Raw genomic sequence first — 24,767 nt, 5'->3', positions numbered from 1 at the left:
ATTAGTAGCCGGGATTTTGTTTGATAACTCCGCCGGAGGCGACGATCTCACTGTTGGGAATAGGCCAGAGTCCGTGAATGGCGGGGTTAAAATGAGCCCCCTTATTCTGTGCCTCGATCAGATTCCTGGTCTCATAGAGGTCAGTGCTGGTCTGGGTATTGTATTTCACGAAGCTGCCGTTCGGCCCGAGAACGCTGTTGATGACAGGGGCGCCGGACTGGTCCTTCCACCGCCGGAGGTCATAAAGCCGGTCTCCTTCGAAAGCCATTTCCAGTCTCCTTTCCTTTCTGATAGTATTGATCAGGTCCCAGCCGGTCAGGCTCATATCGGTCGTCAAACCAACCCTGTCTCTGACGATCTTTAAAGAAGCCAGGGCATCGGCAGGCTTGTTCTCCATCGCGCAGGCCTCGGCGTGAATGAGCAGGACGTCGGCAAACCGCAGAATAATATCGTTGCGGGCAAACAGACCATTGGCCGGACGCTGGGACTTGGGCACATACCATTTCCGCGAAAAACGACCCGACTTGGACTGGTTGGCCGGATAGCCGCCGCCGTTAAAACTATTGTTGTTCGGGTCTCCCGCGACGGGCTTTCCCTGACGGTTGATCGTCCATACCATGCGAATACTGTCCCCAGCCGCTATATAGGCGTTCTCCAGATCGCTGGTTACGGAGTAATAGCCCCAGCCCCCGTCCGAAACGGCGTTCACCATATACAACGCCGAGGAGGGAAGCGCCGGATTCTGCGAGGAGGCGCACTGGATCTCGAATATGGACTCGGGGCCGTTCTTGTAGCTATAGCTCCACAGCGTTCCGAAGCTGGTCTCCAGCGAATAGTCTCCCCCATCGATGACCTGACGCGCAGCAATTTCCGCATTCGCCCAGTCTTCCTTGTAGAGATAGACTTTGGCGAGCAGCGCCCAGGCCGAACCCGAAGAGGCTCTGAACTTGTCCGCCGCTGCGTAGGCAGACCTGCGTGGCAGCAGGGCGGCGGCGCTCCTCAGGTCGGTGATCAGCTGGTTGTAAACCTCTGTGACCGAATTACGGGGCAGGTGTGTATCGGCGGGATAGGTTTTTAATACGATAGGAACACCGCCATAGTTGCGGACAAGATCGAAATAGCACCAGGCCCTGAGGAATTTCAGCTCGGCAATGAACTTCGATTTGCTCGCGGTATCGATAGGAGCCGACTGGATCCCTTCGATCGTATTGTTGAAGATCCCGATGCCTTTATACAGTTGTATCCACTGGGCCTCGTTGCGGTCATTTCCCGCATCCAGCATATATTCAGTTACAGCGTTGTAGGTGGCGTGCGAGGCCTGATAGGTATTGCCGACCCAGGCGTTGTCACTGGCGGCTTCGCCGGCAAGGTAGCGCCAGTTGAATATCTGCCACCAGCTGTCCCAGTCGATATACCGGTAGCATACCTGGGTGGAAGTATTGCACTGATCCACGGTGGTGAAATACTGCGAGGTCTGAACGGCTGAGCTGTTGTTGTCTACGGTCAGAAGGGACTTCTTGCATCCCGTCATGACCAGCAGCAGGGCCACAAGAGAAGTTGAAATGAAAAGATTGCGTTGCATACAGATATTTTTATCGGAAACGGGAATTATAAGTTGAGGTTGACGCCGACCAGGAATGTCCGTGAGGGGATTGCCTGGTAGTTATCCACTCCGTTATAGCCGACGGTGCTATACCAGGGAAGGTCGGGGTTCAGACCGGGGTATTTTGTGGCGGTGAACAGATTTTGAACGGAAGCGTACAGGCGCAGGCTCTTCACGCCCTTTATCCACTGCGGGATCGTATAACCCACCTGCAGCAAACTGCACCGTACAAAATTCGATTCCGCCAGGAAGAAATCGGACATCTTGCTGAAATTGCCATTCTGGTCGGGATAGCGAAGGACCGGGAATTTGTTGCTGGTGCCTGCTCCATGCCAGAACTGGTTCTCCAGACCCGACTCGAAGTTGAGATGCCCTGTGGGATTCATGTTCAGGCGGTAGCCCTGGAAATATCTGGCACCAAACGAACCATAGAACTCCGTCCGGAAATCGAAATTGCCGTAGTTGAGGGTGATCGTCAGGTTGCCGGTGTATTTTGGCCAGGGCGAGCCGAGATCCGTAAGATCAGTATTGTCCAGTACGGTATCGCCGTTGATATTTTTGAATTTCAGGTCTCCTGCTTTGGCATTCGGCTGAAGTCGGGTGCCGTTCTTGTTGACATAGGCGGCGGCCTCTGCGTCCGTCTGGAAAACGCCGTCTGTGACAAATCCGTACCAGGCGCCGGGTTCATGCCCCTTTGTAAGACGGCTGCGATAGGTGGAGATCACGTCGTTGGCCTCGTGCCCGAGTATCGGGTCGGCCGTCCCCAGATCGTCGACTATGGATTTGGAATGGCTGACGGTAAGGTTGACTCCCAGCTTCAATTTCTTTGTAAGATTGTCCTTGTAGCCGATGGAGAAGTCCCAGCCTCTCGTGGTCATCCTGGCGACATTGGCCAGTTGGGTCGGATAATATCCCTGCGGATAGCCGAGGACATAGTCGACCGTAATATTCTCCAGCAGGTTGCTGGGGTTGCGGACAAAGCGCTCGGCGGTAACAGACAGTTTGTCGTGCAGCAGGGTGGCATCCAGACCGACGGTATAGTCCTTCTGTATCTCCCATTTGATCTCGGGGTTGGCGATGGTGCCCGCGGCATAACCTACCGTATAGCCGCCGGCGGCGTTGGGATAGGTGGTCGAGCCCAGCGTCGTGAGATAAGCTCCCGAGGAAGGGGGCAGGTTGCCGCCGGACTTCCCCTAGCTGGCGCGCAGCTTCAGATAGCTCATCGTTTCGGGGCTGACCTTTTTGAAGAACCCTTCTTCCGATAGGATCCACGCGCCCGATATCGTCGGGAAATAACCCCAGCGATACAGGGGGTTTACGAGCGATGAGGCGTCGCCGCGCATCGTGCCGGAAACGAAATACTTCTCTTTATAGTTATACCGCAGCGAGCCAAAATAAGACACCATATTTCCCCATGGAGCCGCGCCGGGCTGATAGGAACCGCTGCCGTCGATGACGGTAGTGGCCGCGGACACATACTGGAAGGAAGGGTCATCGAGTGCAATGCCCTGACGGGTAGCGCTGGTGGCCTTTACGATATATTTATCTGTGCTCTCGCCGGCGAGCAGATCGACATTGTGATCACCAACGCTGAATTTATAGTTAGCGGTATTGACGATCTTCCAGCGCGTATTGACCCCGGTCGTGGAATAGAGGGTCGACTGCTTGTTGTTAGCGTTGGGGGCCAGATAGTATTTGGGCGAATAATTGTTATACTGGCTGACGTCCACAAACCCCTCCACCGTGCTCTTGATGACAAGATTACGGATGGGCGTGATCTGCAGGTAGGCGCTGTATTGTGTCCCGAAGAAATCGTTCTTGTTGAAATTCGTCACATAGTTGAACGCGGGATTGGTCACGCTGTTGAACGAAGACCGGTTGGGCAGGCTGTAATAGGGGTTAAAGGCCGTCATATCCATAAATCCGCCGGGAATCGACCTGTATACGCTGTCGGAAGTCTTGAAAGGCGCGACGGTCGGGTCCATAGAATAGGCCGCATAGATATTGTTGGGACTGCTCAGCCACGTCTCATAGCGGGGCGCCAGGGCGACGCCAAACTTCACGGCGTTGTTTAAGGTCATATCTGCGTTGAAACGGGCGGTGTATTTTTGCCAGTTGCCACCTTTGGCGGTCGCGTTGTACGAGTCTTCGCGGTAGTAGCCCAGGCTGGCATAGAGCGAAAGGCCATTCCTTCCGCCCGTGGCGCTGACCATATAGTTCTGCGTACGCCCCACGTCGAACGTTTTGTCCCAGTAATTATTGGTGGTAAGCCCGTCCGGATTGGCGAAAGGCGCCGGCTGGCTGCTGGCCTGTGCGATCTGGTTCATCGTCTTTGCGTATTCGGGGGCGCCGGCCAGGTTCACTTTGGGCAGGTAGTTGAAGCCCGTCGAAGCCGACACATTGATGGAAGCGTTGCCCTTCCCTCTTTTCGTCGTCACGAGGATAACGCCCTGTCCACCGCGTGCGCCATAGATGGCCGCCGCCGAGGCGTCTTCCAGCACGTCGATGGTTTCGATATCCGATGGGTTCAGCAGGTTCAGTGAGTTGAACCCTACTTCGACGCCATCGATGATCACCAGCGGGTTGTTGTTGTAGTTGATGCTGCTCAGACCGTGGATCAGTATCCTCGGTTGCGCGCCTCGGCAGGCCGCCGCCTGACACGACCTGCAGTCCGGGTACCTTACCCTGCAGGGCATTGGCCACATTGCCCGTCACATAAGAGTTGACGTCCTTCGCCGATACCGAGGCGACGGAAGTGCTGATGCTCTTCCTGGACGTGGTCTGGTAGCCTATGACCACGACATTGTCCAGTTCTTTGTTGGAGGCTTCCATGGAAGCCGTAATAAAGTTTTGTCCGTTGACCGGAACCTCCTTTGTCGCATACCCGATATAGGAAAGGACGAGAGTAGCGTCGGACGATACGCTGATGGAAAATCTTCCTTCGTTATCCGTGACGGTCCCCTTCGAGGAGCCCTTGATAGTCACACTTACTCCGGAAAAAGGCGCCTCACCTCCCGTGTGGGTGATGATACCCCTGATGGGTTTTGGCTGGGGAACACAGTCAGCGCCATAAAGAAAATGGGAAAGCAGAAAAGCAGTAGTCTTTTTTTCATATCTGGCAGTTTTCGTTGATCGTGAATTCGAAGGCACAATTTTAGCCAGATATCGGCAGAGGCCGGATGGAGTTTCTTATTAAAAACCTAGACAATCTTATTATCGGTCTGTTTCTACATGCAATAGCAATAACTTTTACTTTTGCCACAGGTTGTCCGGGACAACACAAACAGCTTGCATATGAAACAATCCAGCGTACTCAGAAAAAAGGAAGGGTTTGCAGGACAACGATCCATCGTCCTGCCGCGTAAGATACTGGCCGACTCCTGCGTGAACAACTCCATGATCAAGTGGCTATACATCACTGATATCGGGTATTATCCGAAAGCCCAGTATCATTTCAGACAACGCGCGCACGGCAGCGACCAGCATATACTCATCTACTGCGTGGAAGGAAAAGGGAGCGCGCAGGTAATGAAAAAAGTACGAGATCGGCCCCGGAACGTTCATTCTCATCCCCGCCGGAGAGCAGCATAATTATTCGGCCAGCGAAGACGATAGCTGGACTATTTACTGGGTACACTTCAAAGGTTCCGCATCGGAAAGGCTGATACGGACGCTGCTGGAAAAAACAAACGCACATCGCGGGACCGTCGATTTCCAGGCCCGGCGCCTCGACCTGTTCGAGGAAATGTATACCTGCCTGGAAAGAGGATACGGCAATGACAACCTTTGCTACGCGAACATATGTCTCTATCACTATTTCTCCTCCTTCATCTACCCCGATAAGTTCGGTCTGACGAAGAACAAACCGGAAGACAATGCGGTCGAGCTGTCGATCGACTTTATGCAGCAAAACCTCTCCCGGACGCTGACACTGGGAGATATCGCCGCATCGGTCAATTTCTCCGCGTCGCACTATTCCGCATTCTTCCGCAAAACGACGGGTTATGCACCAATAGAATACTTCAACCACCTGAAGGTCCAGAAGGCCTGCCAGTACCTCCTGTACACCGAACTTCGAATAAAAGAGATCGCAGACAAGCTGGGGATAGAGGACCCCTATTATTTTTCGAGGATGTTCCGCAAACTGATGGGGCTTTCGCCGATCGAATATCGCGCCAGCGGCCATCACCCGCGCGGGGGCCGGAAATAAATAAAACCCTATGATATCGGGCAGTAGTTCTGTTAAAATTAGTTAACAAACAGGGTCAACCCGGCATTTTTTGCCAATATCCGGGTACCTTTGCAGGACCAATATATATTCTAAGAACCAACAATACTTACCCGTGATGAAGAAAAGGATGCGCCGGGCCGGTAAATATCTGACAGTACCCTGTTGTTTTGCTATCGCCCTCTTGTTTTTTAGTTTCCTGCCCGCCGAAAAATATACCTTACCTAACTCCGCACCCAGCACAGCAGCCGTTGCCAATTCCGATATATCCAAATCAGCCAGACACGAATTTTCTTTCGCCGATTCTTCCCGGCTCAATCTTCTGTACGACAGCCTGCAGCTAGCGGGACTCGGGCTCAGTACCCAGGCCTACCATAAGGCAATCGCCGGTTTTTAAGCCTGGTGGAGGCCGGTTCCATACCCAATCCCGGCGTCCTGTCGATCATCGACTTCTCGCTGCCTTCGACGCAGAAAAGACTGTTCATCGTGGACACCTATAACGGAAAGCTCCTCTTCAGTTCGCTCGTCGCCCACGGGCGAAATTCCGGCGGGTTGATGGCGACCAGGTTCTCCAACCGCCGCAACAGCCTGATGAGCAGTCTCGGCTTTTATCTCACCGGCCAGGCCTTTATAGGACAGCACGGCTATTCGATGCGCCTGGAGGGAATGGAAAAGGGATTGAACGACAACGTCTTCAGCAGGGCGATCATCATGCACCCCGCTGGCTATGTGAGCGAAGACCATATCCAGAAATGGGGATTTCTCGGCCGCAGCGAAGGATGCCCCGCCATACCGGAGCAACTGGACAGCGCCATCATCGACGCGATCCACGACGGCAGCTGCCTTTTCATCTACAGCCCCGACAAAAGATACCTGCACCAGTCCAGGCTGGCTTCTTAAGCTGCAACGGTTCTTTTTGATATCTTCCCTCTCAATCGTAATACCTGTAACGTAGCGCCGATAACAAAAATTAAAAAGCATATACCCACCAGCTTTTGCACCAGCGGGTCGTCCGGACCCGATGCCAGCGGCGCGCTGACGGGAAGACGGGTCGTCGTCTCGGTAACGCCCGGAACGAGATGAAAGAAAAAGGTCATGGAGTAGCAGACCGTTTCTATATATGGCGAGAGCCTGCCCAGTCGCTTCCTTCCCCCAGCCACGCGATCCCCAGCACAAGCAGCGTAATGATCCCCAGTTCGTGCGGCTTTCCAAAACCACCGTGGTGATAGATGCCAAAACCCGTAAGACAGGTGAGGATGGTCGTTATGACGTAGGTCCTGCCGACCCCATTCCTCAGAGATATATCGCCGGTGCGAACGAGGGAGACGATGCCCGAACCCACGGCCACCAGCGAGATGGCCGTATGGATGATGCCTAAGGTAGAAAGTGCTGCCATAGAGAGTTAGTTTTACCCAAGATAGGGATTCCCTTTTTGTCCAGCAACCCCGGGGATTGTCGTTATTATCGATTGTTGTGTCCCGATCATCGTTAATGATCCTGTCATCTTCCCGACAGCGGAAAAACCGATTTTCTCCCTACATTGCACTAAATTTAAAAATCAACAGCAATGGCAGCGAATACCACATCTGCGCCCGTCACGGCTCTCTTTCTGGACATCGGAGGAGTAATGCTCACCAATGGATGGGACAGGAAGGCCCGGGAGGCAGCGGCAAAGAAATTCAACCTCGATCTGGACGAACTCAACGACAGACACCGCATGACCTTCGATACCTATGAGGCGGGCAAGCTCAACCTCGACGAATACCTGAAAAGGGCCGTCTTCTACGAGCCCCGCCCATACACGATCGAAGACTTTCGCGCTTTTATGTATGACCAGTCACAGGCCTATCCCGAGATGATCGAACTGGTCAGGGGACTCAAAGCAAAATACGGCCTGCGGATAGCCGTGGTCAACAATGAAGGCCGCGAACTCAATGAACACCGCATCAAAGCCTTTAAGCTATACGAATTCGTGGACTTTTTCATCTCCTCCTGCTTCGTCCATTTCCGCAAGCCGGATGCAGACATCTGGAAGGTCGCCCTTGATATCGCCCAGGTCCCCCGCGAGAACGTGGTCTATATCGACGACCGTAATATGTTCGTGCAGGTGGCTGAAAGCCTGAAACTGAGAGGCATCACCCACAACTATAAGAACGTCGAACAGACAAAACAGGCACTGGCCAAATGGGGGTTGGTCCTCTAAGGGTCAACTACGCGCGAGCGTCAGGTTCTTTAACAAAGATTTGCAGACCAGGATAAAGCTGTTGTCAACCAATAACTTTATCTTGGTTTTATGTCTGTCTCCACGCCGGTATACAGCCTGTCCCTGCTACTGCTGCTCTCCCTCCCCGCAGCGGCCCAACAGTCCCTCACCGGCAAGATCAAACGTCGATCCACAAACGAGATCCTCCCCTCCGTAACCGTCATCAACCATACCCAAAAAAGGACCAATATCTCCGATCAGGGCGGCAACTATCGCATCCCCGCCAAACCCGGCGACACCGTCATATTTACGTCCGCGGGCTACCAGCCCGATACCGCCTATGTCGCCGTCTGGATGTTCCAGGAAAAAGACGGCTATCTGGTAGCGATGACGCCCAACCTCGTCGAGCTGCCCACCGTCCGCGTCGAAGACGCCGACAACTACAGCAAAGATTCTTTAAAGAGAAGGGAAGAATACGCCTGGGTATACCCGACACACCGCCGGAGGCTCGTCGGCAGCGAAACACCCGAATACGGGTTTGGCGTGATCGTCAGCCCCGTCGACTATTTCTCCGCCAGAGAGACGCAAAGAAGAAGACTTCGTAAAAGACTGAAACAGGAGGAGATCGACTACTATATCGACTTCCGTTTTCCCCGCGCCTACGTGGCCAGGGTCACGGGTCTCAGCGACGACTCGCTGCAAACCTTCATGTACCGCTATCGTCCCTCGTATAAATTCTGCCGCAGGGCCTCCAACGAGGATATACTGTTCTATATCAACGAGAAGCTGAAGGAATATCACGGGAAGGGTTAGCCGCGGGATCATCACCGGCCAGGTGCCACCGCCGCCTCCGCCGCGGGAACCGGCTCTTCCGGCAACCGATTATGCCACCAGCTCGCCAGCGACGACCCTGTCGTATTCATCAACGGTCCAAAAACTGCCGGCGCCAGACCCACGGTCGCCAGCTTCCCCATCGTCAGCGCCAGACCGGAAGCCATACCCGCATTCTGCATCCCCACCTCCAGGGCGATCGTCCGGCAGTCCCGCTCGGGAAATGAGAACAGCCTCCCCGCCCAGTAGCCAAGAAAATAGCCTGCCGTATTGTGCAGCAGAGTCGCCAGCACCAGCAGACCGCCCACCTTGATGAGGCTGTCCCGACCCGCCGCCGTGATCACCACGATGATGAGCGCAATACCCGCCATCGAGATCACGGGCATCGCCTTATCGAGTCCCTTGAACCGGCCGCGAACAAAATAGTGGAACGCCAACCCGGCGATAATGGGAAAAATAACCATCTTCATTATATCCCAGACCATCGCCTGCCAGTGCACCCTCGATAAAACTGCCCGCCAGCAGCCGCATCATCAGCGGTGTCAGAAAAGGCGCCAGCAGCGTCGAAACAGTCGTCACACTCACTGAAAGGGCCAGATTCGCCCTGGCAAGAAAAGACATCACATTGGAGGCAAGCCCGCTCGGACAGCAGCCCACCAGGATGATTCCCGCGGCGATCTCCGGCGGGAAGCCAAACATGCGCGCCAGGCCGAAGCCGACAAGCGGCATAATGGTATAGTGACAGATGACTCCGATGATAACGCCCCGGGGCATACGCAGCACCTGCGCAAAATCTTTCAGACTCAGCTCGGTCCCCATCCCGAACATGATCACCTGCAGCAAAGGTACGATCAGCCCCGATAGCCGGAACCCACCTACGGTCACAAAATACTGCGGATAGTACATCGCCAGGCTAACAACGGCGAGAATCGTCACGGTGAACGTAAAACCCTTCAGGAAATGATGTCCCCGGAATGCGATAGCGAGACTCGCAAACACGCCCATCAGACACCACCCCGCCCATGACATTCCCATCAATGCAACGACGATATACAGGACCAGAAAGATCAGGAAAAAATATAGAACAGCGCGCTCCTTTGCATAGGCAATCAATTTTAGCTCCACAGCCGGTCCCAGGACCGAACATTGTCCCATTCTGGCGTAGGTCCAAAATAGTTCTTATTTTCCGGATCGAGATGCTTTTTCAGCATTTCGTCGTTCAGTTCCACCCCCAGTCCGGGCGTATCCGGCACGTTGGCAAAACCCTTCTCGAACAGCGGCTTACCGTCCTTTGTCCGGACAAAATCGCTCCAGTACGGCAGGTCCAGAGAATGGTGTTCCAGCGCCACAAAGTTCTGCGTCGCGGCCGCACAGTGTACATTAGCCATGAAAGCTGACGGGAAGACCCGCAAAATGCATCGCCATCGCCACCCCTTTTTCTTCGGCATAGTCTCCGATCTTCTTGGTCTCCAGCAGACCGCCGGACGTCGCCAGGTCGGGATGGACAAGGTCGGTCGCATGATTGTCGATGAGCTTGATGAACTCTTCCTTGAGATAGATATCCTCCCCCGTATTGGTAGGCGTCTCGATGGCCCTGGTGATCTCTTTCCATTCGTCCGTATACTGCCAGGGGATCAGGTCTTCCAGCCAGGCCAGCCGGTATTTCTCCAGACCGCGCCCGAGACGGATAGCATTGTTCATATCGAAATGCCCATAGTGGTCCGAGGCCAGCGGCACGTCAAAGCCGATCACATCCCGCACCTGCGCCACATATTTGGCCATCTCTTCGATGCCCTTTTCGGTCACCTGTATCTGTGTGAAGGGATGTTTCGTCGCGCCGTAGGTCATCGGCGCCATATTCCACTGGCGCTGTACGTCCCAGTAGTTGGAGTTGACGATGGTGCCGGGTATCTTCCGGACCATTTCGATGCCGAGGTCCATTTTCAGAAAGGTGAATCCTTTTCCCTCGAGCCTGTCTTTCAGCTTGGCCGTAAATACTTGCGGGTCCTCTTCCTCGGGCGTGTCGGCATAGAGCCTGACCTTGTCGCGGTATTTCCCACCGAGCAGCTGATAGGCCGGAACATTGTACGCTTTGCCCGCGAGATCCCACAGTGCCATTTCGACGGCGCACACGCCCCCGCCACTGGCGGCCGTGAAAACCGAACTGTTTGATCCTTTTGAACAGCTGCTCCACGCTGCACGGATTCATGCCCATGATCCTGCTCTTCAGGAACAGCGCATATCGCCAGTCCGCTCCATCCCGCACTTCCCCCAGCCCGTAGATCCCCTGATTGGTATCGAGACGGATGATGGTGCAGCGCCCCGTCGTGTTCATCACGGTGGCATAGCGCATGTCGGTGATCTTAAGGTCCGAAGGACCCGAATACCGGTTGACTTTCGAAGCGCTGTGAGCAAAACTGTCTTCGATGCCCGCGAACATAAGCCCGCTCAGCGATAGTCCGCCGAGAATAGATTTTTTTAGAAAACTGCGCCGGCCGTCCTCCTTTTCTTCCGGGACAGGGACAGTATCTTTCACCCCGAATTTCTCCAGGAATTTTTTAGATGGATTCATATGTTTTAGTATTTAAATAATAATAGGAAAAGATTTACCAGGTCCTGCTCTTCATATACTCGTCCAGCTCTTTCCGGCTCATGGGCAATTTCTCGGGATGCTCGTCCAGCCAGTGGAGAAAGTCTTTTTTTATCTCGTCCGACCACTGCGAGTCGATCTGTCCCGCCAGATATTTCTTCTCGCGCAGACGCTGATGACCGAACTCATCCCGCAGCTCGATAAACTCCGAAGTGATGACCACCGTATCCAGCAGCTGCGCCGGAATAAAGACGACGCCATAACGGTTGGCAAGCACCGCGTCTCCCGGGACCACGATCGCCCTGCCCATACGGATGGGTGTATTGATGGCCGTCAGCATCATCTGCTGGATATAAGAAGGGTCCACACCTTTCACCCAGCCGTTGAAGCCGCTGATCTCGCTAAGCCCCGCCTCGTCGCGAACGCTGCCGTAAAAGATCACGCCGCGGTGCGACCGCGAGTAGATGGCATTCCCGAGGTTGTCCCCGATCAGCGTCCCGTCCGCCATTTTCAGATAGCTGTCGGCGACATAGACGTCTCCTTCCGTGAGGACGTCGATCGGCCACGAATTGGTGCCCCCCTGCTGATTGCGGCCTTCGGCCTTACCCTGGTCCCTGATGACCGCGGCAAGATCGGGACGTAGGGGCATATATTGGGCAGTAACGACCCGGCCGGTCATGCTTCCGCTATCGGGATGGATGACGTGCCATTCACCTTCATACTGGTTTTGATAGCCGTGGTTACGCAATACTCCCCAGACGTCTTCCAGCGACAGCTTCTTCAGACGTTCCAGCAGATTGTCCGACACCTTCGGACGACCGTCCGGCGAACGCTCGCCCTTCCAGCCCGGGGTAAGGGCCTTTATGATTTCGGGAGACGAGCCCACTCGCTGGGCCTGGCAATAGACACTAACGAAAAGCAGAAGGGGAAGAAACAGTTTTTGGATCATGATTGCTATTTAGTTGGTTCAAAACTCTTTTTTGACACTCTCATACAGCCGGTCAAACTTCCCCACTCTTTCCCTGTAGATGAGATGATTTTCCGCATCCGGATGATAGACGGCCAGCGCCTCCCTTCGGAAGGAAGGAGCAAGCCCCATCGCCTCCATCCCGATGACGACGGCGCCGAGCGCCGCGATTTCCTCTTCGCCAAAGGTCAGCACCCGAACGTTGAAAACATCCGCCAGCATCTGGACCCACAACGGGCTCCGGGCAAAGCCACCCGTGGCGTGCAGCTCGGTGACGGCGTTCTTCTCCGCCAGTATCCGTCCGATACTGTATACGGCATAAACGACACCCTCCATCGCGGCCCGGACCAGATGCGCCTTCGTATGCCGGATATCCAGCCCAAAGTACAGCCCCTGGCCCTCGAGTTCCAGACGGGCGCTCTTTCGCCTAAAATATACGGAATAAAGACCAGATCGTCAGAACCGGCAGGGACTGTGCCCGCCAGTTGGAATAGCCGGCTATAATTTTCTTCCGTCTGCAGAAGGGTCTCCTTCAGCCACTGCAGCACCACCGCCCCGTTGTTGGAGGCGCCGCCGCTGATATAGTCGTTGTCCTTTACGTGGTAGCGGAAGGTGCGCATATCCTTGTCCACGCCATTCCCGGACAGGATCATCCTCGCCGCCCCGCTGGTGCCGATGGTCACGGCCATGACCTCCCCTCCGCATGCGCCGGTAGCCAGATTGGCGGCGGCCCCGTCGCTGCAGCCAACGACGATAGCCGTCCCGGCAGGAAGAGACAAGGGATGAGCCTCGTCTCCCCCTTCGGGATCATAGACAATAGTATGCCGGGGTGAGACCACCCTGGCCAGTTTTGAACGGTCAACGGAAATATATTGCAGGATATCGTCATCCCAGTCCAGCGTTTGGCTGTTGAGCAGTCCCGTCGCCGACGCAATGCTGCTGTCGACGGGCCACTCGCCGAAGAGCCGGCCGAATACGTACTCCTTTATGCCGACAAAGGCCGCGGCGTTCCCGAACAGTTCGGGCTCCTCCCTCCGCATCCAGATCAGCTTGCACAGCGGCGTCATCGCGTGGACGGGTACGCCTGTTGCGGCATAGAAAACGCGGCCGTGCCCGTTGCCGGCCAGCTCATCGGCAATGCCCGCCGCCCGGTTATCCGCATAGATGATACAGGGAGTCAGCGGTAGAAATCCGTCGTCGACCGCCAGCAGGCTGTGCATAGCCGAGCTAAAGGCAACCATCTCCGGCTTCGCCGGCGAAAGATCCGCCACCACCTCATTGATGCTGCTGCATACGGCGCGGAGTATCTCGTCGGGGTCCAGCTCGCTCCTGTCGGGATGGGTATGCGACATCGGATAGGATACCGATCGCTTCAGGATCGGGATCCCTTCCCTGCTGAATGCAACCGCCTTCGCCGACGTGGTGCCAATATCGATGCCCATGTAGTAGTCCATTCGTCGGATTATTTATCCCAGAAAACGTGTATCGCCATATTGTCTCCGCCCATATGGCTCACGGCGGCGTTATAATTATTCGTATTCACCGAAGCTTCCCGCAAAGGATACTGCAGCCGGTGGACAAAAGCACTCCTTGACAGCCGGATCGGCGCCGGGATAGGGATTGGCCGTCAGCAACGGATAACCGCTGCGCCGGAAATTAGCCCAGGCCTCCGTGCCGTTGAGGAAGGACGCGATCCAGTACTGCGTATTGATCTGGGCCAGAGCATTGTTCGGGTCGAAAGGATTCGCTGTCATATAAGCGTCCTGAGAAGCGACTGGGATAGTAGCCGACGCGTCGTATTTCGCCATTTGGTCCATATGCGCCCGTACCCCTGCGTTGTACAGCGTCGCCGGACTGGCGGAGATCCACCCCTCTGCGCCGCCTCCGCCAGCAGCAGCTGCGTCTGCCCGTAGGTCACGAAGAACTCGGGGATATCTATACGCGCCACCGTGCGACGGTTCAACTGAGAATACTTCCAGCCCGTGACCGCTTTGCCCGGGAAATTTGGTGCGGTGCTGATCGACGCTTCGTTGTATCCCATGGGCATCCCGATCTGGTCCGCGAAAGCCGTATCCTCCGATCCGGTGCCGTTTGGCCCCAGCGCTCCGCCGGGGTTGTTATACTTCACGGCGATAACGCCAAGCCGCGGGTCATGCGTCCGCTGCAGCGAATCGACAAAAGGCTTGGCCAGGTATATATTGGCTTTCTCCGTCCCCTGGAACCAGCCGCCCGTAGGACTGTTAAAAGTGCTGCTGAAGAATACCACCGCGTTATCTGCGTTCGACTGCATCGTTCCCGCCGTATAAGCTGCCGCGACGATCTGCTGCGCCTTCGTCGCGTCCAATTTGCTATAGCGCATCCCTATGCGTACCAGCAGCGAATTCCCGAACCTTTTCCATTGCGCGATATTTCCCTTGTAAATCACGTCGTTCGCTTCAATGGTCTTCCCGGCATCCAGCGCTCCGACGGCCAGGGTCAGCTCGTTGACGATATCGGTGTATATATCCTGCTGGTTGTCATATTTGGGAAGGCCCAGCTTTTGAAGGTAGCCCTGTCCCGCCTGAGAGTAGGGCACGTCTCCATAAGTGTCTACCAGGATCATGAACACATAGGCTCTGATGATTCGCGCCATATTGTAGAGATTGCTCCTGGCGGCATTCGCCTTTGTCTGGTTGATCACGTCGGCCAGCAAAGCCACCGGACCGTTGACCCCAGTGGTACTGCCCGTAACCGTTGCCCCATTCCCGGTCCCCTGGAAGAGAAGATCGAAAGTAGTGCTCGCATTGTTGTCGTACTCTACGTTGTGATTGCCCCCCTCCGCGACTCCGGTGAAAGGATGAATGACTTGCTGGGCGAGCGGCATCTGATAGTAAAAGACAGGTATCGCCGAGTTCACTTCGGACGTCGCGAAAAGGTAGCCCGGGTCCAGCGAGCTGGGCTGCGTCGGATTGGTATTTACATCCACGAAGTTCTTGTCGCAGGCGCCGGCGCAAACCACCAGCAACAGCGCAAAAAAGTATCGGATCGAAAACATTCGTCTCATAAATAATTTTTTAGGCGATGTTTAAAATTTGAAATTCAGGTTGAGCCCATAGCTGCGGGTCGTAGGCAGCGTATGCGCCTCGATGCCCGGTACGTTGTCCGAGGCCGATACCTGCGCTTCGGGGTCGAGATTGTCCACGTATTTCTTTATCATCAGCACGTTGTAAATATTGGCGCTGACCGTGGCCTGGCGGATAAAGCTCTTTTTGACTACGGAGGAAAGATCATACGCGAGTGACAACGACCGCCAGCGGATAAAGCTCGCGTTATAAACGAACGGCGTTGCGATAGCCGTCGACCGGTATTGTGTATAGAAGGTCTCTGCGTTCACACTCGTCGAATTGGCCGAACCGTCCTGGTTGACGCCCTGGAAAACGACGCCATTGTCTCTGCCCACCAGCGAAGGCTTTGACAATCCCTCCCGCAGGAAGTTCAGGTTGGAGTTGGACATCATTTTTGCGCCCGCCTTGAAGTCTATCTGCGCGAACAACTTCCATCGGCCCAAAGTGAAAGTATTCTGCCAGCCGCCGATCCATTTGGGAATGGCGCTGCCGAAGGTCTTGAGATTGCCCTGCAGGAACAGGCCTCCGCTGGTGATGATATTTCCTTTCACGTCCCGCTTGTAGTCATAACCGCGGAGCGAAGCCAGCGGCATCCCGACCTCGTGCGAGACGGTGCCGAAGTATTCTCCCGAGCCTACGTCGAATCGCTGCTGTCCTCCCGCAAGGGTTAGCACCTTGCTCTGATTGTAGCTGGCGTTGATCCCCGTCTCCCAGCTGAAATTATTCAGCCTGACGGGCGTGCCCGTCAGCAGCAGCTCGACACCCTGGTTGCGAAGATGGCCCAGATTCACCTTGGTGCCGCTGAATCCGCTAGCATTGGAGGTGCTGACATTGAGGATCTCGTCATAGGTGTTCTTATTGTATACCGCCCCGTCAAAACTCAGGCGGTTGTTGAAAAGCCTGAACTCGAGTCCCAGCTCGGCCTCCTTTACCTTGAGCGGCTTCAGGTCGGGATTTGGGCTGACATTGCTGGGTATATTCCCCAGCGCGAAACTCCCTGTCGGGGTGGTGAACTGATTGGCATTGACAGCATAATACAGGACATTCGTATACGGGTCCGTATCCCCGCCGACCTCAGCATAGGCGGCGCGCAGCTTGCCATAGTTCAGCCACGAAGGCAGGTGGTTCCCCAGCAGCTCGCTCCAGACAAAGCTCAGACTCGCCGAAGGATAGAGATAGTTGTTGGATTTTGGGTTCAGCGTCGAGAACCAGTCGTTTCGTCCGGTAATATTCAGGAACAGATAGTTGCTGAAGGATAATTCGGCAGCGCCGTATAACGAGTTGACCTCCTTCTTCGAGTAGTTGTAAAAAGGATTCTTAGTCTGCCCGTTGCCGATCGTATATAGGTCGCGCACATAGAAATTGGTGACGGACGTACCGATATTCGTGTAGACCTGCTCCATCTGGTTGCCGCCCAAAGTAATGTCGATACCGAACTTCCCGAAATTGTGCTTGCCCCCAACGAGGAAGTCCATATTTCTTTCCCTGAAGGTCGTCTCGTCCTGGTAGTAGTACCCGTTAAACCCGGTGGCCGCGGCGCCGATGCTGCGTGTGCCGGTGGGCCGGTCATAGTCGTAGGGCCGGGTATAATAATCCTGCCCAAACCTTCCCTGGACATAGAGCCAGTCGGTCGAGCCGATAGCGCAGCGCCGCATTGCCGATGATACGGTCGCGGCGGACGTGCTCGAACCGCTGCAGCGTCACCCAATAGGGATTGTTCCGGTTGGTGAACCTGGCCAGTGGCTGCTCGTTCCCGTTGGCGTCCTTATAGGTCGCTTTCAGCCAGGCGACGTCGATGCTGTTGGCCAGCGTATATATCGTCGTGTTGGCGTCCATATCCTGGATACCGATCTGTGGGGGATTGTGGTTGTATTCGTTGGAGTAGTTGGCATTCAGCTGGAGGCTGAACCTTGGCGTGAACTTGTAGTTCAGACCCAGATTGACGATCTTTTTATGATAGTCGGAATTGGGCATGATGGCATTCGCGTCCGTGTTGGAGAAGGACAGCCGGAAATAACCCTTGTCATTGCCGCCGGAAAGAGCGACCGTGTTGGTGAAATTGGCCCCGGTACGATAAAAATCCTTTATCCGGTTGCGGTATGCCGTATAAGGTTTTGTACTGCCGTCGAACTGCGGGGTAGGCTTGCCGTCGAATTTCTCGCCGAACGAGAACACACCCGAGCTCTGGGCGTCGCTGACGGTCTGCGGCCGGATATTATTTTCGCCCTGCCCGTACTCGTACTGAAAATCGGTATAGTCCAGCGCCCGGTCGGCCTGAAAATGCGAGCTGACCTCCACGCCGATATTGCTGCTGCGCGTTCCGGTACGGGTAGTAATGATTATCGCCCCGTCCTTTGCGCGGAAGCCGTAGAGCGCCGCCGCAGCCGCGCCTTTCAGTATCGTCATCGACTCGATATCGTCCTGATTGATACTCTGCAGGCCATCGCCCTGGTCGGAGGAACCGCCCGTAGGGTTACCCGTGCCGTTGCCATTCGAGAATCCGGCAGAGATGCTGGTGTTGTTGATCGGGATGCCGTTGACGACGATCAGAGGAGAGTTGTCTCCTTTGAAAGAGGACTGTCCCCGGATCCGGATCTTGGTAGAACCACCCGGTCCGCCCGCGGGCGGAGATACGTTCAGACCCGCCACCTTTCCTTCGAGACTGTTGCCGAAGTTCGTGGTGCGGTTGCTCGTCAGCTGTTCGGTGTTGACGCTGGTGGCCGCATAGCCGAGCCGCCGGGACTCTTTCCGGATGCCAAGCGCTGTGACCAGCACTTCATTGAGACTGTGTGCGTCTGCCACGAGGACGACGTCGATGGAGGCCCTGTCATTCACGGCGACCTCCTGCAGGGTGTAGCCGATCGAGCTGACAACCAGCGTCGCGCCCGGCGCCGCGTTGATGCGAAAATGGCCGAGGGAATCGGTCGTTGTAGCCGCCGTTCTTCCTCCTTTCACCTGCACAGTAGCGGAAACAATAGGCTTACCGGCCGCGTCGGTCACGGTGCCGGTCCTTGTTTGCGCCACACTGTTGAGGGTAATAAAAAGGAGGGCTGGCAGAAAAGCCAGTGCAATTCTTTTCATAATAGCAATTGTTTGGAGTTAGCAAATCGTCAGATTACACAAAGAAGATAAATTCCGAACAAAAAACTTCCAATAAAATTCACCGGTGAATTTTATAAACAAAGAAATATCTACCTTACATTTAAACACCAAAGGGGAAGATTGCTTGAACCCATTTCTCTTACAAAAAGGATTATCGAAAGAGCTGGATCTTTTTCCGCACATCCTCGAGTTCGGAATAAAAAAGATCCAGACCATCCGTCTTACTTCCTTCCCGGTCGAAAAAAGCAACTCGTTCAGCATCTATTATATATGGGATGGCCGCTACGACTGGATCATCGATGAACGCCCCTGCATCCTCTATCCGAACGACCTCGCCCTGGTGCTGCCGGGCCAGAGGTTCGGCAGTCCCCGCGGCACGCTCGACATCGGCAGCTTTGCCTGGATCTCCCTCGACATCGGCACGACGGAAAGCAGCCTGGGCGGATTCAGCGGCCTTTCGCCGACCGAAAGCCGGTCGATCCGGAAGATACTTATGATGAACAACGTCCCCGTTGCCACCAGTCTCAAAGAGACCGGCAAGCTGTTTCAGCAACTGGCGCAGGAACTGCACCTGCAGGAAATAGGCTTTCAGACCAGGATCAACCAGCTGATAGACGCGCTGCTGATCCTCACCGCGCGGCAGTTGATCCACCAAAGCCATTCACAACGGGACTTCTCCGGCTCCTTTATGAAGCTCGAACAGGAGCTCCGCAAAAACCTCTCCCACCAGTGGGCCGTGGAAGAAATGGCGGCCCTGGTAGGCCTCGGCACGACCGCGTTTACGGAAAAGGTAAAAACTTATACCGGCTTCTCGCCGCTGAACTATCTGATCAATATCCGCATCTCGGAAGCCATCAAGCTTCTCAAACAGACGGAGACCAACCTGACCGATATCGCACTGAATACCGGATTTTATTCCTCACAACATTTCTCCACCACCTTCAAGAAGCTCACCGGCTATACGCCGAGCCAGTTTCGAAAGGACAATACCGACTTACCATGAGCAAGCAGGACTGTATACTGACCATCGACCTGGGTACGGGCGCCGTGCGGATCTTCGCCTTCGACCTCGAAGGCGTCTTCATCGGTTCGATGAAGGGCTCCTACCCTACTTTTCACCGGGAGCCCGACCAGAGCGAACAGGACCCCGAACAGATCTTTATCACCGTCCTGTACGTGCTGAAAAATCTGCTGAATGAAAGGATCCAGCCCTCCGGCTACCGGGTAAGCGCCATCTGTTTTAGCGCCGCTATGCACAGCGTGCTGCCGGTCGACAAAAAGGTAATCCCCTGGGCAACGCCATCACGTGGTCGGACAACCGGGGCAAACAGGAGGCCAGTGCAGCTCAAGGGCTCGCCATCGGGCAAGACCATCTATGACGCAACGGGCACCCCGATACACCCTATGTCCCCGCTGATAAAGATCACCTGGATGAAGAAAGAGGACAAACACCGGTTTCACCTGACGGCCCGCTTCCTTTCTCTGAAAAGCTATATCATCCAGCAGCTGACGGGCGAGACGATTATCGACTACAGCCTCGCCTCCGCGACCGGACTGTTCAATATCCATTCTTTTCAGTGGGAAGACGCGGCGCTCGACTATGCGGGTATAACCGCGGATCAGTTGCCCGAACTGGTGCCCGTATTCTATTCCTCGCCGCGGCTGCGGCCGGAATATCAGGCTTCGCTGGGTCTTGACGAAAGCACCCGGATCATTGCAGGCGCCAGCGACGGCTGCCTTGCAACCCTCGGTGCGGGGGTATGGGGAGAAGGGAAAGCGACGATCACGGTGGAACAGAGCGGGGCCGTACGCGTAGTGGGGAAGGACGTCCTGATCGACGAGAAGCAACGCCTGTTCAACTATGTCCTCACCAGGGACTATTACGTCTCCGGCGGCCCCACCAACAATGGTGGGGTCATCTTCGAATGGTTTACGCGCGAGTTCGGGTCGTTCAGAAAGGCCTTCGATCTGGAAGAAGCGATGGAGGGGCTGATACAGGAGGCCGCCAGGATCCCGGCGGGCAGCGACGGGCTGCTGTTCCTGCCCTATCTGCTGGGCGAAAGGGCACCCATCTGGAACGCCAACGCGAGAGGCGTATATTTTGGACTGAATATGCAGCACAGGCAGCAACACTTTATCCGAGCCACCATCGAAGGCATCCTCTTCGAGATCTACAGCATCGGCAAGACACTCGAAGAACACCGGCCCATCCATACACTGTCCATCAACGGCAGCTTTGCCGCCTATCCCTTCTGGGCTCAGCTGATCGCCGATATGTTCAACAAGCCGGTGCATGTAAAGAACAATTCTGACAGCATCGGCCTGGGAGCCTTCCTCGTCGCCACCACCGAAATGGGTATGTACAAAAGTCTGGAAGAGGCTACCCGTGGCATCGACCTGCCGGGCATGTACCGGCCGGACAGGAATAACCACGAGGTCTACATGCGGCTATTCTCCATCTTCGAGCGGCTGAGCAGCAAGCTGGCGGATGATTTTGAGGAGATCGCGGGACTGCAGAGCTGATGATCTATTTTATTTCAAAGACGGCGAACTGGGCCTCGGTCGCCCCCTTATTGTTGATAGTCAACGGCTGGCCGGGAGCAATAAAAGCAAAATCGCCCTTTGCCTTCAGCTGCTTGTTGCTAACGCTGGCTTCTGCGCCATTTCCGGAAAGCAGGACCACTACGAATGGACATGGCGCTGTCTTTAATGAAAAAGCTATGTGCGCGGCTGTCTTCATCCGAAAAGCCAGAACAGACTTTGCGTCAAACAGGAGTTCCGCACCCGTAATGTCCACCCCCTGAAAATGGGCGTTGGGTTGGTGCGGCAGCTCGATGTCTATCGTATGGAATGGGACCTTATCCGCATTCCATACCCGGTGTATGCGCGGCGTATCCGAAAAATCCTCGAACCAGATATCTTCCTTGTCAAAGGTCCTGTGCCGCGGTTCGATCAGTGTCTGGCTGCCCGTCTTCGTATTCCCCAACACGAGAAACACCGATGGCGTCGAATGTTTATGAAAAAAGTGGTATCTCCGGGGGGTAACCGCACATCCAGGATCCGCACCCACTGATTGTCCACCACGTCGTGGTGTCTCGGCTCCCTGCGGACCTGCATGATCGAAGCGCTGTCTTTTAGCGTCTGGGCAACGCCGCTGCCGGCAAAGAAAAAAAGGGCAAGAAAAGAAAGGCTAAGGCTGCGCATTTTCAAATTTTTCATAAAATTAGGGAGATTTTGCGCATTCGATTGCGTTAGTTTTTGACCCCCATCTCCATTATCTTTATTTTCATGAACAGAAAAGAGTTTCTTCGCAATAGCGGCCTCGCCGCCCTGGCCCTCGCCGCTGCCCCCTCTGCTCAACTATTTGCCCGCAAACAACAGGAAAAGGTCCGCCTGGCCGTCATCGGCACCGGTCTTCGCGGCCAGAGCCACCTGAGCCTGCTGCTCAAAAGAGACGACGTCAGCCTCCAGGCCATCTGCGACGTCGACGACCGCATGCTCGACGGCGCAAAGAATCTCATCGGCAAGAGCGGAAAGAAAATGCCGAAGGTCTATACCGGCAACCCCTATGCCTGGAAAGACCTGCTGCACAACGAACAGCTGGACGGCGTCGTCATCGCTACCCCGTGGGAATGGCACAAGCCCATGATCGTCGGCGCCCTCGAAGCGGGCATAAAATATGTCGGAACGGAAGTCATTCTGGGCATCACCCTCGAAGACCACTCGGGAAGTCGTCCGGACGGCAGAGCAAAAAATGCCCATGTCATGATGCTGGAGAATGTCTGCTACCGCCGCGACGTAATGGCCGTCCTGAATATGGTGCACCAGGGACTTTTCGGCGAACTCGTCCACCTGCAGGGCGGGTATCAGCACAACCTGAGGGGCGTCAAGTTCAACGACGGCAAACAGGCCTATGGCGGCGGCTGCGAGTTCGGCGAGAAGGCCTTTTCCGAAGCCCGCTGGCGCACCGACCACTCCGTTCACCGCAATGGCGACCTCTATCCGACGCACGGCGTCGGTCCGCTCGCCAACTATATACATATCAACAGGGGCAATCGCTTTGTCAACCTTTGCTCGTTTTCCTCCAAGGCCCGCGGTCTTCACGACTACGTGGTTAAAAAATGCGGACCGGAGCACCCCAGCGCCAAAGTTCAGTTCAAGCTCGGCGACGTCGTCACGACATCCCTCAACTGCGCGAATGGCGAGACTATCCTGCTGCAGCACGACACCAGTCTGCCCCGTCCTTATTCGCTCGGCTTCCGCGTGCAGGGCACCGGCGGACTCTGGATGGACGTCGCAAAAGGGATTTACGTGGAAGGACAGTCGAAGGACGAAGCCTGGGACGACGCAAAGATGTGGCTGGATAAGTACGACCACCCGCTGTGGCGACGCTGGAATGCTTCTGCCGAAGGCGCGGGTCACGGAGGCATGGACTTCTTCGTGCTGCACGCCTTTGTCGAGTCGATCAAACGCCAGGCCCCGACACCCATGGACGTATACGACGCCGCGGCCTGGAGCGCCATCACCCCCTCAGCGAAAAGTCGATAGAACTGGGTAACCAGACGGTGGAATTCCCGGACTTCACCGGAGGTCAGTGGATGTACCGCAAGCCGTCATTTGGGCTCTCGGACGAATACTAGTATACACACTGCGGTATGCCCGCAGCTACGGGCTAGTATCCGGGATTCTGAACCAACGCGGGGTTTAGAATTCTTTCCCCGGAAGGTATCGGGAATATGCGTTTGTTCACGTCTGCGTCCGTCTTGTATCCCCAGCTGTCCTCGAACCTGCCGTAACGGATGAGGTCGTTCCGCCGCCAGGTCTCCCAGTTCATTTCCAGCGCCCTTTCTTTCAGCATCGCAGGCAGGTCTATAGCGTTAAGCGTAGCCGCGTTCCTCTTACTCCTCAGCATATTGACCAGCGACAACGCCGATTCGCCATAGCTGCCGGCGGCTCCCCTGAGCAGAGACTCGGCCTTCATCAGCAGCACATCGGCGTACCGGAAGACCGGCACATCATTGCTCTGATTGCGGTCGGTGGCCGTCACGTCCGGATAGTACTTGATATTCCGGATACCCTTCGCCTTGCCCAGCTCGTCTCCGCCAACTTCGAACTTGTCCACATCCCTCAGGGTCACCTGCGGGGTGAACTCCAGCTGGTAGTCTACCGGTGCGGCGCCGTCGGCGCCGGCGTAGCTATTGTCAAGCCCCAGCCTGGTCGTATGTATGATGATAGGGTTACCCCCGAAGTCGTACTGTTTGCCGGTCAGCCACAGCGCCGTCCGTACGTCATTGGGGTCATCGAACTGCGCATAATAGGATGGGATCGTACTCACCGGATTGCTCAGCCGGTATGAAAGGCCGTATTTTGCCTGCAGGGCCGGGTGAAGGGAATACCAGGAGAACTGCTCCCCCTGCGCACTGGCATGGTCATAGGGGATGGCGAAGATGAACTCTTTGGTCTGCGGGCCGTTGTCGGGATAGAACATCTTTGCATAGTCGTCGGCCAGGGCATATCTGCCCGACCGGATTATACTGTCGCAGGCCACGACAGCGTCGTCGTATCTAGGCTTGCCCGTGTATACCTCCGCATTCAAATACAATTTGGCGAGCAGCGCATACGCCGTATATACGTTAGGCCGTCCGTACACGCTGGCGTCAGTAGCGCGGCTCAGCGAAGGCAGAGCCGCCTTTACCTCGCTCTCGATAAAAGCGAACACCTGCTGCCTCGTTTGCTGTCCGGGCTTCGCCGTGTCTCCAAAACTCGTCGCCACGGGGATATTTCCGTAAAGGTCCGTCATAAAGAAGAACATCGCAGCCCTAAGGGTCTTTATCTCCGCAACGATCCGGGCCTTGGACGGACTGGGGGCCGACGCGTCGAACAGGGACAGGATCTGGTTGCAGCTGCTGATCGTCCCAAAACCCCAGGCCCAGGTATCCGACACGATAGGATTATCCGCCGTCCAGTTATGATAGTGCATTTGCTGATACCGCCCCCGTCGTACCAGCCACCCGCACGGCTCGGAAGGATCGCTTCGTCCGTACTCAGCGTCTGTGCCTGCCAGTAAGACTGACAAAAGCTGCCCCGAAAATTGATATAGGCCGGACCGGCCGCGAGAATATATTGCTGGTCGGTCTTT

At 55.4% G+C, this 24,767-nt stretch carries 22 protein-coding genes and 4 pseudogenes; 9 read left to right on the top strand and 17 right to left on the bottom strand.

Going from position 1 to position 24,767, the window contains the following annotated elements:
* Position 1: 1 nt before the first annotated feature.
* From ACQ86N_RS12270 to ACQ86N_RS12255, 4 genes and pseudogenes are all read right to left on the bottom strand, one after another.
* Positions 2 to 1,582 carry a RagB/SusD family nutrient uptake outer membrane protein gene (locus tag ACQ86N_RS12270; RefSeq protein WP_431215395.1) on the bottom strand — a complete coding sequence of 527 codons (1,581 nt, stop codon included), beginning with the start codon at positions 1,580 to 1,582 and terminating at the stop codon, positions 2 to 4.
* 26 nt (positions 1,583 to 1,608) lie between these two features.
* Positions 1,609 to 2,481: a hypothetical protein gene (locus ACQ86N_RS12265; RefSeq protein ID WP_431215394.1), complete on the bottom strand. Its 873-nt coding sequence runs from the start codon at positions 2,479 to 2,481 to the stop codon at positions 1,609 to 1,611.
* A gap of 315 nt (positions 2,482 to 2,796) precedes the next feature.
* Positions 2,797 to 4,299, bottom strand: a complete 1,503-nt coding sequence (locus ACQ86N_RS12260; RefSeq protein WP_431215393.1) for a TonB-dependent receptor plug domain-containing protein — start codon at positions 4,297 to 4,299, stop codon at positions 2,797 to 2,799.
* A gap of 109 nt (positions 4,300 to 4,408) precedes the next feature.
* Positions 4,409 to 4,753: pseudogene (locus ACQ86N_RS12255) on the bottom strand (carboxypeptidase-like regulatory domain-containing protein); the annotation flags it as partial.
* Between the two features lie 144 nt (positions 4,754 to 4,897).
* Here ACQ86N_RS12255 and ACQ86N_RS12250 point away from each other — a divergent pair.
* From ACQ86N_RS12250 to ACQ86N_RS12235, 4 genes and pseudogenes are all read left to right on the top strand, one after another.
* Complete coding sequence (locus ACQ86N_RS12250) at positions 4,898 to 5,194, top strand: hypothetical protein (RefSeq protein WP_431215392.1); 297 nt, start codon at positions 4,898 to 4,900, stop codon at positions 5,192 to 5,194.
* Positions 5,148 to 5,303: pseudogene (locus ACQ86N_RS12245) on the top strand (AraC family ligand binding domain-containing protein); the annotation flags it as partial. The gene ACQ86N_RS12250 and the pseudogene ACQ86N_RS12245, both read left to right, overlap by 47 nt.
* Positions 5,304 to 5,348: 45 nt before the next feature.
* Positions 5,349 to 5,813, top strand: coding sequence for a helix-turn-helix domain-containing protein (locus tag ACQ86N_RS12240; RefSeq protein WP_431215391.1), 465 nt, complete (start codon positions 5,349 to 5,351; stop codon positions 5,811 to 5,813).
* A gap of 420 nt (positions 5,814 to 6,233) precedes the next feature.
* Positions 6,234 to 6,731 carry a murein L,D-transpeptidase catalytic domain family protein gene (locus ACQ86N_RS12235; protein WP_431215390.1) on the top strand — a complete coding sequence of 166 codons (498 nt, stop codon included), beginning with the start codon at positions 6,234 to 6,236 and terminating at the stop codon, positions 6,729 to 6,731.
* 214 nt (positions 6,732 to 6,945) lie between these two features.
* Here ACQ86N_RS12235 and ACQ86N_RS12230 read toward each other — a convergent pair whose 3' ends face one another.
* A complete protein-coding gene (locus tag ACQ86N_RS12230) occupies positions 6,946 to 7,227 on the bottom strand; it encodes a hypothetical protein (RefSeq protein WP_431215389.1) in 282 nt (93 codons plus the stop codon).
* A 171-nt stretch (positions 7,228 to 7,398) separates the two neighbouring features.
* On the opposite strand from ACQ86N_RS12230, the gene ACQ86N_RS12225 reads away from it, so the two are divergent.
* Both ACQ86N_RS12225 and ACQ86N_RS12220 read left to right on the top strand, forming a co-directional pair.
* Positions 7,399 to 8,034, top strand: coding sequence for an HAD family hydrolase (locus tag ACQ86N_RS12225; protein ID WP_431215388.1), 636 nt, complete (start codon positions 7,399 to 7,401; stop codon positions 8,032 to 8,034).
* A 90-nt stretch (positions 8,035 to 8,124) separates the two neighbouring features.
* Positions 8,125 to 8,847, top strand: a complete 723-nt coding sequence (locus ACQ86N_RS12220) for a hypothetical protein (RefSeq protein ID WP_431215387.1) — start codon at positions 8,125 to 8,127, stop codon at positions 8,845 to 8,847.
* Positions 8,848 to 8,858: 11 nt separating this feature from the next.
* Here ACQ86N_RS12220 and ACQ86N_RS12215 read toward each other — a convergent pair whose 3' ends face one another.
* The 9 genes and pseudogenes from ACQ86N_RS12215 to ACQ86N_RS12175 form a co-directional block, all read right to left on the bottom strand.
* Complete coding sequence (locus ACQ86N_RS12215) at positions 8,859 to 9,329, bottom strand: bile acid:sodium symporter family protein (protein WP_431217378.1); 471 nt, start codon at positions 9,327 to 9,329, stop codon at positions 8,859 to 8,861.
* Positions 9,256 to 9,990, bottom strand: a complete 735-nt coding sequence (locus tag ACQ86N_RS12210; protein ID WP_431215386.1) for a bile acid:sodium symporter family protein — start codon at positions 9,988 to 9,990, stop codon at positions 9,256 to 9,258. Before ACQ86N_RS12210 ends, ACQ86N_RS12215 begins: the two co-directional genes overlap by 74 nt.
* Entirely contained in the window at positions 9,981 to 10,253 is a 273-nt protein-coding gene (locus ACQ86N_RS12205; RefSeq protein WP_431215385.1) for an enolase C-terminal domain-like protein, read from the bottom strand. Before ACQ86N_RS12205 ends, ACQ86N_RS12210 begins: the two co-directional genes overlap by 10 nt.
* On the bottom strand, positions 10,246 to 10,983 hold the full coding sequence (locus ACQ86N_RS12200; protein ID WP_431215384.1) for a mandelate racemase/muconate lactonizing enzyme family protein: 738 nt from the start codon (positions 10,981 to 10,983) through the stop codon (positions 10,246 to 10,248). The genes ACQ86N_RS12205 and ACQ86N_RS12200 overlap by 8 nt, the downstream gene beginning before the upstream one ends.
* A 488-nt stretch (positions 10,984 to 11,471) precedes the next feature.
* On the bottom strand, positions 11,472 to 12,404 hold the full coding sequence (locus tag ACQ86N_RS12195; protein ID WP_431215383.1) for an RraA family protein: 933 nt from the start codon (positions 12,402 to 12,404) through the stop codon (positions 11,472 to 11,474).
* Between the two features lie 18 nt (positions 12,405 to 12,422).
* Positions 12,423 to 13,864, bottom strand: a pseudogene (locus tag ACQ86N_RS12190) (gluconokinase).
* An 87-nt stretch (positions 13,865 to 13,951) separates the two neighbouring features.
* Positions 13,952 to 15,285: pseudogene (locus tag ACQ86N_RS12185) on the bottom strand (SusD/RagB family nutrient-binding outer membrane lipoprotein).
* 201 nt (positions 15,286 to 15,486) lie between these two features.
* Positions 15,487 to 17,181 carry a TonB-dependent receptor domain-containing protein gene (locus tag ACQ86N_RS12180; protein WP_431215382.1) on the bottom strand — a complete coding sequence of 565 codons (1,695 nt, stop codon included), beginning with the start codon at positions 17,179 to 17,181 and terminating at the stop codon, positions 15,487 to 15,489.
* Positions 17,093 to 18,607 carry a TonB-dependent receptor plug domain-containing protein gene (locus ACQ86N_RS12175; RefSeq protein WP_431215381.1) on the bottom strand — a complete coding sequence of 505 codons (1,515 nt, stop codon included), beginning with the start codon at positions 18,605 to 18,607 and terminating at the stop codon, positions 17,093 to 17,095. The genes ACQ86N_RS12180 and ACQ86N_RS12175 overlap by 89 nt, the downstream gene beginning before the upstream one ends.
* A 145-nt stretch (positions 18,608 to 18,752) precedes the next feature.
* On the opposite strand from ACQ86N_RS12175, the gene ACQ86N_RS12170 reads away from it, so the two are divergent.
* Together ACQ86N_RS12170 and ACQ86N_RS12165 are read left to right on the top strand one after the other, a co-directional pair.
* Complete coding sequence (locus ACQ86N_RS12170) at positions 18,753 to 19,631, top strand: helix-turn-helix domain-containing protein (protein WP_431215380.1); 879 nt, start codon at positions 18,753 to 18,755, stop codon at positions 19,629 to 19,631.
* On the top strand, positions 19,628 to 21,151 hold the full coding sequence (locus tag ACQ86N_RS12165; protein ID WP_431215379.1) for a gluconokinase: 1,524 nt from the start codon (positions 19,628 to 19,630) through the stop codon (positions 21,149 to 21,151). The genes ACQ86N_RS12170 and ACQ86N_RS12165 overlap by 4 nt, the downstream gene beginning before the upstream one ends.
* 4 nt (positions 21,152 to 21,155) lie before the next feature.
* Here the strand turns inward: ACQ86N_RS12165 and ACQ86N_RS12160 are convergent, their stop codons facing one another.
* Positions 21,156 to 21,626, bottom strand: a complete 471-nt coding sequence (locus ACQ86N_RS12160; RefSeq protein ID WP_431215378.1) for a hypothetical protein — start codon at positions 21,624 to 21,626, stop codon at positions 21,156 to 21,158.
* On the bottom strand, positions 21,581 to 21,847 hold the full coding sequence (locus ACQ86N_RS12155) for a hypothetical protein (RefSeq protein WP_431215377.1): 267 nt from the start codon (positions 21,845 to 21,847) through the stop codon (positions 21,581 to 21,583). Before ACQ86N_RS12155 ends, ACQ86N_RS12160 begins: the two co-directional genes overlap by 46 nt.
* A gap of 69 nt (positions 21,848 to 21,916) precedes the next feature.
* On the opposite strand from ACQ86N_RS12155, the gene ACQ86N_RS12150 reads away from it, so the two are divergent.
* Entirely contained in the window at positions 21,917 to 23,176 is a 1,260-nt protein-coding gene (locus ACQ86N_RS12150; RefSeq protein WP_431215376.1) for a Gfo/Idh/MocA family protein, read from the top strand.
* Between the two features lie 124 nt (positions 23,177 to 23,300).
* On the opposite strand, the gene ACQ86N_RS12145 is transcribed toward ACQ86N_RS12150, so the two are convergent.
* Positions 23,301 to 24,704, bottom strand: coding sequence for a RagB/SusD family nutrient uptake outer membrane protein (locus tag ACQ86N_RS12145; RefSeq protein ID WP_431215375.1), 1,404 nt, complete (start codon positions 24,702 to 24,704; stop codon positions 23,301 to 23,303).
* Positions 24,705 to 24,767: the final 63 nt, after the last annotated feature.

It is taken from the genome of Puia sp. P3 (assembly GCF_050632245.1).
Classification (GTDB): Bacteria; Bacteroidota; Bacteroidia; order Chitinophagales; family Chitinophagaceae; genus Puia.
This window is presented reverse-complemented; position numbering and strand designations above follow the sequence as displayed.